The 11,617-nt window shown below is 72.3% G+C and carries 11 protein-coding genes; 4 read left to right on the top strand and 7 right to left on the bottom strand.

Features of this window, described 5'->3' with window-relative positions; all coding sequences use genetic code 11:
• Positions 1–17 precede the first annotated feature (17 nt).
• The 4 genes from Air01nite_RS41040 to Air01nite_RS09640 are packed head-to-tail and all read right to left on the bottom strand — an operon-like array spanning position 18 to position 2,773.
• Positions 18–599 (bottom strand): hypothetical protein, encoded by a 582-nt coding sequence (locus Air01nite_RS41040; RefSeq protein WP_239090608.1) that lies wholly within the window; start codon positions 597–599, stop codon positions 18–20.
• A 35-nt stretch (positions 600–634) separates the two neighbouring features.
• Complete coding sequence (ligD, locus tag Air01nite_RS41035; protein ID WP_239090607.1) at positions 635–2,026, bottom strand: non-homologous end-joining DNA ligase; 1,392 nt, start codon at positions 2,024–2,026, stop codon at positions 635–637.
• Positions 2,023–2,196 (bottom strand): hypothetical protein, encoded by a 174-nt coding sequence (locus Air01nite_RS09645; protein ID WP_203701642.1) that lies wholly within the window; start codon positions 2,194–2,196, stop codon positions 2,023–2,025. The genes ligD and Air01nite_RS09645 overlap by 4 nt, the downstream gene beginning before the upstream one ends.
• Positions 2,197–2,206: 10 nt before the next feature.
• Positions 2,207–2,773: a TetR/AcrR family transcriptional regulator gene (locus tag Air01nite_RS09640; protein WP_203701641.1), complete on the bottom strand. Its 567-nt coding sequence runs from the start codon at positions 2,771–2,773 to the stop codon at positions 2,207–2,209.
• Between the two features lie 92 nt (positions 2,774–2,865).
• Between Air01nite_RS09640 and Air01nite_RS09635 the strand changes: the two genes are divergently transcribed.
• Complete coding sequence (locus Air01nite_RS09635) at positions 2,866–3,324, top strand: hypothetical protein (protein WP_203701640.1); 459 nt, start codon at positions 2,866–2,868, stop codon at positions 3,322–3,324.
• A gap of 176 nt (positions 3,325–3,500) precedes the next feature.
• Positions 3,501–5,300 carry a hypothetical protein gene (locus Air01nite_RS09630; RefSeq protein WP_239090606.1) on the top strand — a complete coding sequence of 600 codons (1,800 nt, stop codon included), beginning with the start codon at positions 3,501–3,503 and terminating at the stop codon, positions 5,298–5,300.
• A 5-nt stretch (positions 5,301–5,305) separates the two neighbouring features.
• Here the strand turns inward: Air01nite_RS09630 and Air01nite_RS09625 are convergent, their stop codons facing one another.
• From Air01nite_RS09625 to Air01nite_RS09615, 3 genes are read right to left on the bottom strand one after another with little or no spacing between them, the layout of a single operon-like run.
• Positions 5,306–7,075, bottom strand: coding sequence for a sugar transferase (locus Air01nite_RS09625; RefSeq protein ID WP_203701639.1), 1,770 nt, complete (start codon positions 7,073–7,075; stop codon positions 5,306–5,308).
• On the bottom strand, positions 7,072–8,958 hold the full coding sequence (asnB, locus tag Air01nite_RS09620) for an asparagine synthase (glutamine-hydrolyzing) (RefSeq protein WP_203701638.1): 1,887 nt from the start codon (positions 8,956–8,958) through the stop codon (positions 7,072–7,074). Before asnB ends, Air01nite_RS09625 begins: the two co-directional genes overlap by 4 nt.
• Positions 8,959–8,976: 18 nt before the next feature.
• Positions 8,977–9,816, bottom strand: coding sequence for a WecB/TagA/CpsF family glycosyltransferase (locus Air01nite_RS09615; RefSeq protein ID WP_203701637.1), 840 nt, complete (start codon positions 9,814–9,816; stop codon positions 8,977–8,979).
• A gap of 115 nt (positions 9,817–9,931) precedes the next feature.
• Between Air01nite_RS09615 and Air01nite_RS09610 the strand changes: the two genes are divergently transcribed.
• Entirely contained in the window at positions 9,932–11,017 is a 1,086-nt protein-coding gene (locus tag Air01nite_RS09610; protein ID WP_203701636.1) for a hypothetical protein, read from the top strand.
• Entirely contained in the window at positions 11,014–11,544 is a 531-nt protein-coding gene (locus Air01nite_RS09605) for a SigE family RNA polymerase sigma factor (RefSeq protein WP_203701635.1), read from the top strand. Before Air01nite_RS09610 ends, Air01nite_RS09605 begins: the two co-directional genes overlap by 4 nt.
• Positions 11,545–11,617 lie beyond the last annotated feature (73 nt).

The raw sequence follows: 11,617 nt of genomic DNA, 5'->3' as shown, positions 1-11,617 counted from the left end.
CACGGCGCCTGCCCGCGTCACGGGATCGTCGACCAGCCGCGGATGCAGGTCCGCCGGTGGGACCGGGTGGGGCAGGTTCGCGTAGTAGGTGTGCCGGCCGCACCGCGGACCTCGTCGACCGGATCGGTCAGCAGCATCCGCCGGACCTCCTCCGGAGCCCCGACCCACCACCTCGCGAGCAGCGCCCGCACGGACGGCTCCGGGTCGCGGGCCAGGCGCGCCCGCAGGTCGTCGGGGACGTTCCCGTTCTGGGCGAGATGCTCGCGGGCCCGTTTGTCCGGGTCGTCGACCAGGCGGGCGAACACGTCCCGGGGCGCGACCCGTTGTCCCGCGGCCAGCGCGGCTCGCACGCCGGCGTCCGTGTGAGCCACCAGGCGCAGGCTGACGTGCGGCGGCAGGTGGCGGCTGAGCGCGAGCGAGTGCGCCAACCAGCGATGATCCGACGCGAGGATCTCGTCGAACAGGTCGTCGGTCAGGTCCGCCCGTTTGGCCACCGCGTGGGGGCCTCCACGATGGACAATCAACCGGCGGACCAGTTCCGTGGGGAGGGCGGGGTTCTCGGCGAGACCGTCCAGGGCCGCGTCGAGGGTGTCTGTCATGCGCGCGAACCTACCGCGGGCTGGGACATCCTGAGTCAGGTCCGCAGGCGGACCTCGGTGGGGGCGCGGTCGGGTCGTAGGCCCTTCCAGGACGGTTGGCGCAGGCGGGTTTCTGGTGTCCAGGAGCGGTACGTGACGTCGGCGACCAGCACCGGGCGCAGCCATTCCGCGTGCCGGGCGTGCTGGCGTGGCACCGGGCCGTCGAACGGGGCGCTCGGGTCGCGCAGGGGCTCGAAGCGCTCGCGGAGGTCGCGCAGCGTGGCCGCGGTGAAGCCCGTGCTGACCTGGCCCACGTAGACCAGCCGGTCGTGTTCGTCGTACATGCCGAGCAGCAGCGAGCCGATCGACCGGCGGCCGGGCTTGAAGCCGGCCACGACCACCTCGGTGACGTTGGACAGCGGCACCTTGACCCACGCCGCCGACCGCCGGCCCGGCCGATAGGGCGAGTCGAGCCGCTTGGCGATCACGCCCTCCAGGCCCAGCTCCCGGGCCGCGTCCAGCAGGGCCGGGCCGGCGTCTCCCGTCCAGTACGGCGGCGTGTCCACCGGGTCGCCGGTGATGTCGAGGCGCGCGAGGGCGTCCCGCCGCTCGGCGTACGGCAGCCTCGTGAGGTCGGTGCCGTCCAGGTGGAGCAGGTCGAAGACGTAGTAACGGATCGTGGCTCCGGGTCGCTGGAGGGCGGCGAAGCTGGGCAGGCCGTCACGGCCGAGCGCCACGATCTCGCCGTCGAGCACCACCCGGCGGCCGGCGAGCATCGCCCGCAGCGCGTCCAGCTCCGGGTAGGCGAGGGTCAGGTTGTGCCGGCCGCGCAGGCGGAGGTCGCCGTCGAGGTGGGCGATCGCCCGCACACCGTCCCATTTGAACTCGTAGCCCCAGCCGGCGGCGGTCGGCAGCTCGCCGAGGGTGGCCAGCATGGGCTCGACCTGGTGGGGCATCTCGTCGTCGCGCGGAGGCGGCGCCGGCGAGTCCGTGCTGGTGGGTGCGACGGCCAGGCCGAAGCGGTCGCTGACCAGCCGGACCGGGCGCAGGTCGAGGACCGGCCAGGTCGGTGGCAGGGCGACCTCGGCCGCCTTGGGGTTGGCCGTGACGTAATAGGCCCGGTGGGTCAGCGCCGCCGCGACCGCGTGCCCGACGTCCAGGTCACCGCCGGCCAGCCGGGCGAGCTCGCCGACCTGCCGCAGCTCCTCGGCGGGGTCGGCCCCGCCCAGCGGCAGCACGACCATGGTCCGGGTGCCCATCAGCGACATGAGCTGCTTGACGTCCCAGTCGTCGGTCAGCGCGGCCAGCGCGGTGGCCAGGCAGGCGGCGGGGACACCGACCTGGCGGCCCTCGGCGTTGATCTCGGAGATCAGCTCGGCGGCGCCGATCTGGCCGTGTGCGTACGCGAGCAGCGCCGATCCGTCGTAGACGGCGGCGATGTCGCTCACGCGGCTCGACCGCGAACCCGGGCCAGCAGGTTTTCGGCGTCCTGGAGCGCCGCCGCGGGGATGGGCCGCGACAGCTCGGCCCGCCAGCGCCGCCGGCCGGCCTCGGTGACCTCGAAACCCGCCGCCCGCAGCACGTCGTCGAGGGTGGGGTCGGTCATCCCCTCTGCCACGAACGCGATTTTACGCGTCTCGATGCGGCTGATCGAGGATCAGTTCGCCGGCGCGCGCGAGGACCTGGGCGCGGGTGCGTCCACCGTGGTCGGCGGCGAGGAAGTGCTCGCCGATGAGGACGCAGAAGGCCAGCAGGCTGCGGGCCTCGACCTCGTCGGGGTCGGCGCAGAACGTGCCGATCATCTCGCGCAGCAGGCCCATGCGGCGGTTGTCGACGCGGCGCAGCCGGTCGGCGACGGCCTCGTCGCGCCGGGCCCAGTCGCGGACCGCGAGGTCGATCGGCAGCAGGCGGCCGCTGGAGAAGGTGAGCACGCCGGCCCGCTTGATCTTCGTGCGCGGGTCGCCGCCCTCGCGTTCGACCCGGGCGAGGACCTCGTCGGTGCTCTCGCGCTCCCAGGTGTCGAGCATCGCGTCGAGCAGCGCCTCGCGGTCGGCGAATGAGCCGTAGAAGCCGCCCTTGGTGACACCGAGGGCCTTGGCCAGCGCCTCGACCCGCACGGCGTCGGGCCCGCCGGAGGCCAGCGCCGTGAGCCCGGCCTCGACCCACTGCTCCCGCGTGGTGCGCAGCGCGCCCAATATTCTGCCCGCCTTCTATATACGCCACCGTATAACAGCGGCTAGCCTGGAGTTGTACGCCATCGTATACATCTCTGGAAGGACGGGGAGAGATGACCGTCGACAGCATGGTGGGCACGAGCCACATCCCGGCGGCGCTGCACGGCCTGCCACACGTCCACTACGCGGACCGATTCACGCTCACCACGCCGGTCCAGGCGACACCGGAAAGCTGGGCCCGCGCGATGTTCGGCGACACACCCAGCGCCGGCGAACTGCTGATCTGGCGCGGCATCCTCGCGCTGCGGTTGAGCCGCGAAGCCTCGGTGGAGACCGTGGCCGGCTGGCGGATCACCGAGCAACGGGAGGAGTGGATCCGCCTGGCGGCCGCCTCCTGGTGGCTCGACGCGAACATGGTGGTCGTGACGACGGGCGGCCAGGTGTCCCTCTGGACGTTCCTGCACTACGCCCAGCCGGTCGGCCACGTCGCCTGGCCGCCACTGTCCATCGTGCACCGCCAACTGGTCCCGGGCGTGCTCCGCGCCGCCGCGGCCCGGGTCGGCCGCCGTTAGTCGCAAATGGGCGAAGGGGCACTTCCGGGTGGACGAATGGTGCTACGTTGCCGAGCGTCTATTAACCGGGAGTTACGAACGTGTTAGTGGCACTGGTTTGGTTCAGCGAGCGACCGCTGTCCGCCCAGACGCGCAGCGCTCGACAAGAACGGTTCAGGGCCGCCGCTTCGAGCGTCGTGCCGGACTCCTACGCACGCCGTGACCTGGGCGGCGACGACTGGGGTGTGACGGTCCTCCACTGTGCCGACCAGGGCGCCTACCGCTGGCCGACCGTCGCCGCCGAGGGTCCGCTCACCGCCGTCTCGCTCGGCCTGCCGGTGGGCATCGACGTGAGCGGCGGGCCGGTCGCGCTCGCCAGGCGGCTGCTGGCCGGCGAGGACGCGCACACCGACGTCGTCCCGCCGTTCGGGCTGGTCGCGGTCGATGAAGGCGAGCGGGTCAGCGTCCAGCAGGACTGGCTCGGCATGTGCCGGCTCTTCACGGCAAAGGCCGACGGCGTCACGGTCGTCTGCACCAGGCCCAGCCTGGTGGCCGCCTTCCTGCACGGCACGGCCGCTCCCGATCTCGACGGCTGGGCCTCGTACGCGGTCTGCGGCCACTTCGGCGGCGAGCTCTCGCCGATCCGCGGTGTCCGTCAACTGCGTCCGGGCGAGCGGATGACCGGGCGGCGGCGCGAGGGAGGCTGGGAGGTCGCCTCGACACACCGGCCCGGGGTCGACGACCTGGTCGCCAACGGGTTCGCGGCACAGGCACGGCCCGTGCGAGAGTCGCTGGACGCCGCCGCCGACGCCCTCAAGACGACCGCCGCCAGCATTCACGACCTCTACGGCGACCGGATCATCCTCGGCCTCTCGGGCGGCAAGGACTCCCGGCTGATCGCGGCCTCGCTGGTCGCCGCCGGCCGGCTGCCCCGGTTCGTGACCAACGAGGACACCCGGGCCGAGGGCGAGATCGCCCGCCAGCTCGTCGCGCTGCTGCGGGAGAAACGCGGCCTGGCACCGGAGCACACGCTGCAGCTGGCCGGCGCGCCGGCCAACGTGTTGACGGTGGGCCTGGCCGAGCGGGCCCGGCGGCTGCAGCGGCAACACGACTACCAGTTCCCCTCGACCTATCTCGCGCGTCCCGCCCAGCGGGGCCGGCTGCCGGAGCGGCCGCGCGGCGCCACCTTCACCGGCGCCGCCGGCGAGCTGGCCACGGGCTACTGGTACCCACCGGCCGACAGCGACGTGCCACCGGATCAGGCGGCGGTGCACCGGCTGCTGGCCGCGGCGCCACCCGGCTTCGCCACGGAGGAGGCGTCGGCCGGCGAGCGACGCCGGGTCACTGCGCTGGTCGAGCACGCCAAGGAGGTCGGGCTGCGCGACCTGCATCTGATCGACTACCTCTACCTGGTCGAGCGGGTGCGCCGCTGGTACACGTCGGCCTACACGACCGGCATGGTCACGCCGTTCCTGTCGCCGGGCTTCGTCGCGGCCACCTTCGCGTTGACCGCTGCCCAGAAGCGCGAACGGCTGCTGCACACGGGCTTGATCCGACGGCTCGTGCCCGAGTGGTCGGAGGTTCCGTTCGTGAGCGCCTCGACCGGCGGGTCCACCGCCACCCGGGTGTGGCAGGGCGACGGCATCGAGGCGATCGCGGACCTGCTCGACACCGCGCACGGCCCGATCACGGAGCTGATCCACCGCGACACGGTCGCGCGGGCGCTGCGCGTCGCCGCCCGGGGCGGCCGGCCGGACCCGCGCACGCTGCAGCAGTTCACCGCCCTGGCCGTCGCGTCGACGCGGCTCGAACCGGACGCCACCCGGCCCGGCACGTCGGCGACCTACGCCGCGCTCGCCCGGATCCCGAGACAGCGGGCCGCTCAGGTGGGCCCGCACCCACGCATCGTGGGGCGCCTGCGCTGGGTCAAGAAGACCCGCCTCGGCCGGCGCATCTGGTCGACGGTCCGCTCCCAGGTGCACCGCCGCGACAGGTGACGGCGTCACTGGTGGCTGTAGCGCGAGGTCATCCACTCGTCGTCGAGGATGAAGCCCTTACCGTCGTGCCGTAGCCAGGGGTGCAGAGCCCCCGGCAGGTCGGGCTTGAGCACCAGCGCCGCGAAGTTGTTGCTCTGCCGTGGCGCGCACGCCTCGACCACCTTCAGCGCCGGTTGGGCGACCCGGACGACGCGGTAGAGCAGCCGGTTGCGGCGGTTGCGGAGCTGGGTCCACGGCAGGCGCATCTTGTGGATGAAGACGATGTCGTGGCGGGCGTGCGGTGCGGCGCAGTGCACGGTCTTGACGATCTCGCGCTCGGTCCACCGGTAGACGTAGTTCGGGATCGGCGTGTTGGCCACGCCGCCCTGGTGGCACCGGTTGCAGAAGACGCCCGCGTGCTCGTACTCCTGGCCGAACCCGAGTTTGACCCCGAGTCGGGTCAGCAGGTTGTCGTAGGGCTCGATCACCAGCATCCCCGCCCGGGACACCCGGTACATCTCGAGGAGCGCCCGGTGCGGCGAGTAGCAGTGGTGCAGACCCGAGTGGACCAGGCAGAAATCGAAGGACCGGTCCGGGTACGTGAGCCGCTCGGCGTCCTGGTAGCTCCAGGTGTACGGCGCGAAGTCGGTGACCGGGTCGGTCGCGTCGATGTTCGAGATCACCACCCGCCGGAACCCCGCCGCGGCCAGCACCTCCTGGTCGGTGCGCCCGCCGCAGACGACGAGGATCCGCATGTCGCGGTGCAGTACGCCGGTGCGCAGCAGTTCGCCGAGCACGTCGAGGTAGAAGACGTTCGCGTGTGCCGAACGGTCGCGCGCGTCGGGCGCCTCACCGCGGTCGGGCAGCGGCGGTGCCTCGGCCCGCTCCGCCCGGTCGCGCCGCCCGGCCAGGGTGGTCAGCACCGCGCGCACGAGCAGGGTGAGATCGGTACGCAGGCCCATCCGCCGGATGTACACCTTGTCCTTGCGCAGGCGTTCCTGCGGTGTGAGGCGGTAGCGGTCGATCTGCGCGATGCAGGCGAGCCCCGGCTTGACGGTGTGCCGCTGCGCGTACCCGGGGATCTCCTGCAGATAGCCCTGTACCAGCACGCTGCGCAGCGGGCGGGGTCCGACCAGGCTCATCGATCCGGACAGCACGTTGACCAACTCGGGCAGCTCGTCCAGGTGCCAGCGACGCAGCCACCGGCCGACCCGCAGCGTGCGCGGGTCGCCCGGGAACGAGCGGACCGGCCCGGTCAGCGACTCCGCGTGGTAGTGCATGCTGCGGAACTTGAACTGCCGGAAGGTGACGCCGCCGCGCTTCACCGAGTACTTGACGAAGAGGACCGGGCCGGGCTCCTCGATCCAGACGAGCGCCGCGACCAGGAACCACAGGGGCAGGGTGGTCACGATGCCGACACCGGCGACCACGACGTCGAAGACCCGCTTCCCGGCCAGCTTGCGGGGATATCGCAGGTCCGGGTCGCGATGGAAGGCAAGGATCTTGTCCTGTACGTCCGGCGACGGCGCCGAATGGTCCTCGACCAGCCCGGTCTTGGTGGCGGTGGCGGCGACCGCGCCGAGGAAGGTGCCCAGCAGCACGCCACCCACGGACCACCCGGCCACCAGGTGCGTCGCGAACCCGCCGGCCCACACGCCGACCATGGCGACCGTCGCGACGATGAACGTGGTCCGCCACGCGGCCGAGCGGGCCACCGGTGACCGGGTTCCGCGGCCGACGGTGAGGCACATGAGGAACGCGACGAGCCACGAGACCACCAGCAGGGCGCCGGTCATCGGTAAGCCCGGTGCTTCTCGGCCCACATGCTCAGCATGAGGACCGCCCACAGCTCCCGGCTGTGGTCGCCGGTGCCGGCCAGGTGGTCCCGCCACAACCGGTCGACCTCGGCGAACCGCAGGAAGCCCTGCCGATCGAGCACTTCGCGACCGAGGTACGCGTCGACCAGCGGCCGGTACGGACCGCGCAGCCAGGCGGCCATCGGCGCGTTGAAACCCCGCTTGGGCGCCCGCACGATCTCCGGCGGCAGCACGTCGGCGAACGCCCGGCGCATCAGCCGCTTCGGCTGGTACCCGGGCATCTTGAGGCGGCCGGGCAGCGAGAACGCGAACTCCACCAGCGGCGTGGCGAGCAGCGGCACGCGTACCTCCAGCGCGTGCGCCATCGCGGCGCGGTCGACCTTGGTCAGCACGTCGTCGGCGAGATAGACCTTGGTGTCCGTGTACTGGAACCGGGTGAGCGGGTCGAAACCCCGTCCCGCGTGATAGTGCGGCGCGTGGCTGCTGTAGGTGTCGGTCAACGCGGCGAGCAGGTCCGGGTGGAGCAGCCTGGCCTTGCGCTCCTCGCTGAGCACGACCCGCCACAGGTAGTGGCTGCGGCCCGGGCTCTCCAACGCGTTCGAGACGAACCGCCGGGCCTTGAACTGCCACGTCATCCGGCGGTCGGACTCGTGCACGTGCCGCAGCAGCAACGGCATCAATTCGGCCGTCAGCGCGCGCGGCAGCAGCCGGTAGTGGCGGGCGAGCCGGTCGGCCGTGTAGGTCAGGTAGCCGGCCAGGATCTCGTCGCCACCGTCCCCGCTCAGCACCACGGTGACCTGCTCGCGGGCGAGCTGCGACAGGTAGTACGTCGGCACCATCGACGGGTCGGCGAACGGCTCGTCGAAGCCGCTGAGCAGGCCGTCGGCAACGTCCTCGGCGCGTGGCCGGACGACCGCCTCGGTGTGGTCACACCCGAACTGGCGCGCCACCGTGGCGGCGGCGGTCCGCTCGTCGTACGACGGGTCCGTGAAGCCGACCGAGAAGGTCTTGAGCTCGGCGTCCGGCAGCACGGCCCGGGCCGCCGCCACGACGGAACTGGAGTCCATGCCGCCGCTGAGGAAGTACCCCACCGGCACGTCGGCGGGCTGCTGCGCCGCCACACTCTCGGTGACCAGCTCCCGGAGCATCCCGGCGGCCCGGCGGGCGGACAGGCCGGTGCGCTGTGGCCGGCCGGCCAGCGACCAGTACGGCTTGACCGTGTAGCGGCCCTGCTGCCAGGTCAGCATCGACGCCGGGGAGAGCTTGCGCACCTGGGCGAAGATGCTGCGGCTGCCCGGCACGTACATGAGGGACAGGAAGTCGCTGATCGCCTGTGGGTCCACGGTGGTCTTGACGTCGGCCGCGAGCAGGGCCTTGATCTCGGAGCCGAAGACGATCCGGCCCGCCTGCACCGCGTAGTAGAGCGGCTTCACGCCCAGCCGGTCCCGCACGAGACAGAGGAGGCGTCGCCGCTCGTCCCACAGCGCGATCGCGAACATGCCCTCCAGGTGGGCGGCGAAGTCCGTGCCGTACTCCTCGTAGAGATGGGGAATGACCTCGGTGTCGCAGTGGGACGCGAGCCGGTGGCCGCGGCGGACGAGGTCCTCGCGCAGCCGGCGATGGTTGTAGATCTCGCCGTTGAGGATCGCCCGGACGGCGCCGTCCTCGTCCCGCACCACGGGTTGGCCGCCGCCGGGGTCGATGACCGCGAGCCGGCGGACCGCGAGACCCGCACCGTGGCCGGCGTAGACGCCGTCGTCGTCAGGTCCCCGGTGGCGCAGGGTGGCGCAGGCCGCCCGGAGCACGTCGGGTCGGGCCGGAACGGCCGCGTCGGTGTATGCGATCCCCGCGATCCCGCACATCCCGTCCCCCTCTGTCGCTCAAACCGGGACGATCTCCGGTGCGGCAGGGTGCCCGCGCGGCGCCGGGTCCGGCCGCCAGATCCCGAGCGCCTGCGCGGCCAGCGCCGCGAGGTAGGCCGGGTTGAGCAGCAGGTAGCGCCGCCACAGCCGGCGCGGTTCCAGGGCCAGCCGCCACAGCCAGGACAGCCCCCGTCGGCGCATCCATTCCGGCGCGCGGCGCATCCGCCCCGCGTGGAAGTCGAACGCGGCACCGACGGCCAACAGGGGCAGGTCGAGATAGGAGCGCATCGCGTACGCGAAGATCTCCTGGCGGGGACAGCCGAGCGCGACCAGCACGGCGCGGGCTCCGGAGGAGCGGATCCGGTCGGCGATCTGGCGAAGCTCGTCCTCGCCGGCCGACCGGAACCGGGACGCCTCGGCGCCGGCGACGGACAAGCCCGGCACTCTTTGCCGCAGTGCCGCAGTCAGGTCGTGCAGGGTCCCGGGCGTGGAGCCGTACAGGTAGATCGGGAGGTCCTCGGCGGCCATCCGCGGCAGCAGTTGGAGGACAAGCTCCGGGCCGCTGACCCACTCGCGCAGGCCGGCGCCGTGCAGCAGGTTCAGCGCCCACCGCACGGGCTGGCCGTCCGGTGTGACCAGATCGAAGCCGTTGAGCCGGGCCCGGTGGCGGGGGTCGGTCACGCCGGTCATCACGCCGTGCACCGCCAGCGCGGTCATGCAGTACGGCCGGCGATCCCGGGCCGCCGCCAGCACCTGCTCGACCGCCACGTCGTAGTCGACGGCGTCGACCAGGACACCGAGCACGTTGCGCTTGGTGTCCGGCGTAGGCCGTTCGAGAGCGGCGCCAATCCCAGCCATGCTCGGAGTATGTGCGGCCGGCTCGCTCGAAAGGGTTAAAACCCGGGTCTACCTGGCGAAGCGGCCTCCGTCGTGTTAGGGCCGGACCGCACTGGGTTGATCAAGGGAACCTTTCGTGAGGGCCGCTGTCTTCTTATCTATGGAAGGTGTGCTTCGGCCGCGAACGGGGGACGGCGAGTTGAGCGAACGAATCCGGGCGCTGCTCGACGAGGCGGTGGCCGAGGTGCGGCCCAGGGAGGCCGACCCGGTGCGGAAGGTGGTCCGGCGCGTCCGCACCCGGCGGCATCAGCTGCTTGCCGGGGCCGGGCTCGCCGTCCTCGCGTTGCTCGGCGTCGGGGCCATGGCCGTGCGCCCACCCGCGGTCGAGCCCGCCGCACCGCCGAGCACGGCGGCCATGGCCGAACCGGCTGTGCCCGTGGTCGAGAACGGCGAGATCCGCGCCGGCCTGACCACGTTGCCTGTTCCCACCGGGTGGGAGGTCGTGCGGCAGGATCAGCCGGCTTGCCAGACAAGTCCGCGGACGGTGTTCGTCGGTGTGCGGGTCGCGCCGGGCGGTCGCTGCGGTGGCGACCGACCGCTGATTCAGGTGGTCGGCTACACCGAGCAGGTCCGCTACGCCGACCTTGGTCCCCACGGGCAGCTCATTCTGCCGGGCGGTCAGCCTGGCTGGGTGCCCACGGGACAGCTCGGGTTGTTCAGGGAGAAGGCCGGATCCGGGTATCAGGCCGTGGAGCTGGCGCTGCCGTGGTCCGGCGCGAAAATCACGTTCTTCATGAGCGGCAGCCAGCTACGCGAGATCTTCCCAACGGTCCGGACCGCACCCGTCGCCCCCACCGGGCTCGTGTTTCCGGCGTCCGTTCGCGCCGCGAACCTGAGGTTGCCCGGGCTCTCCTTTCAGGCGCAGTCCCTCTCCGCCCCGAGTCCGGCCAGGCAGCTCGATCAGCCCGATCAGCTTGCTCGACTGCACGGCCTGCTCGCCGGCCTGACCGAGGTGGTGCCCGGAGACGCGGGCTGCGCGACCGGGCAGATGACGCGCATGGACCTGGTCGACGCGCACAACAGGATCCAGGAGACCATCTACTTCAGCACCGACCCGGGCTGCGCCCAGGCGACGTCGTCGCTCGGCGGCCGCGTACGCATCACACCGGATCTGCTCGCGGAGCTGGCGCGAATCTTCCCGGAAATCCGCCGGGCGTCGTGAACGGAGACACCCGCGCCGCGAGCCCGCCCGGCTTCGCCGAGTTCGTCAGCGCCCGCTACACCACCCTGGTGCGGTACGGCACCCTGCTCACCGGCGACCAGGGGCGCGGCGAGGACCTGGTGCAGGACGCCCTCATCAAGACCTACCGGGCCTGGCGGCGGCTGCATCCCGGCGGCGCGCCGGAGGCGTACACCCAGCGGGTGATGGCGCGGGCGGCGTGGCGGGCCGCCCGGCGGCTCTGGCGGAACGAGGTGGCGACCGACGAGGTCCCCGACGTCGCGGCGTTCGATCCCTACGAGTCGCGCGACACCGCGGCGCTGGTGATCGCGGCACTCCGGACGCTGCCGGCGCAGCAGCGGGTGGTGCTGGTGCTGCGGTACTGGGGCGGTCTCACCGAGCGGGAGATCGCCGACCAGCTCAACTGCTCCGTCGGCACGGTCAAGAGCCGGGTGGGTCGCGCGATGGCGACGCTGCGCCGGCCGGGAAGCCCGCTCGCCGAGGAGTTCACCCTGTCCAGCTCTTCCTGAGCCGCTCTTGATGACGCATCCCCGGGACCACGCCGCTCTTTGTCTGTCCACATTAGACTCACGATCGGTCAGG

This window comes from Asanoa iriomotensis, from assembly GCF_016862515.1.
Classification (GTDB): Bacteria; Actinomycetota; Actinomycetes; order Mycobacteriales; family Micromonosporaceae; genus Asanoa; species Asanoa iriomotensis.
Note: the sequence above shows the minus strand (reverse complement) of the source record. Positions and strands in the feature narration are given on the sequence as shown.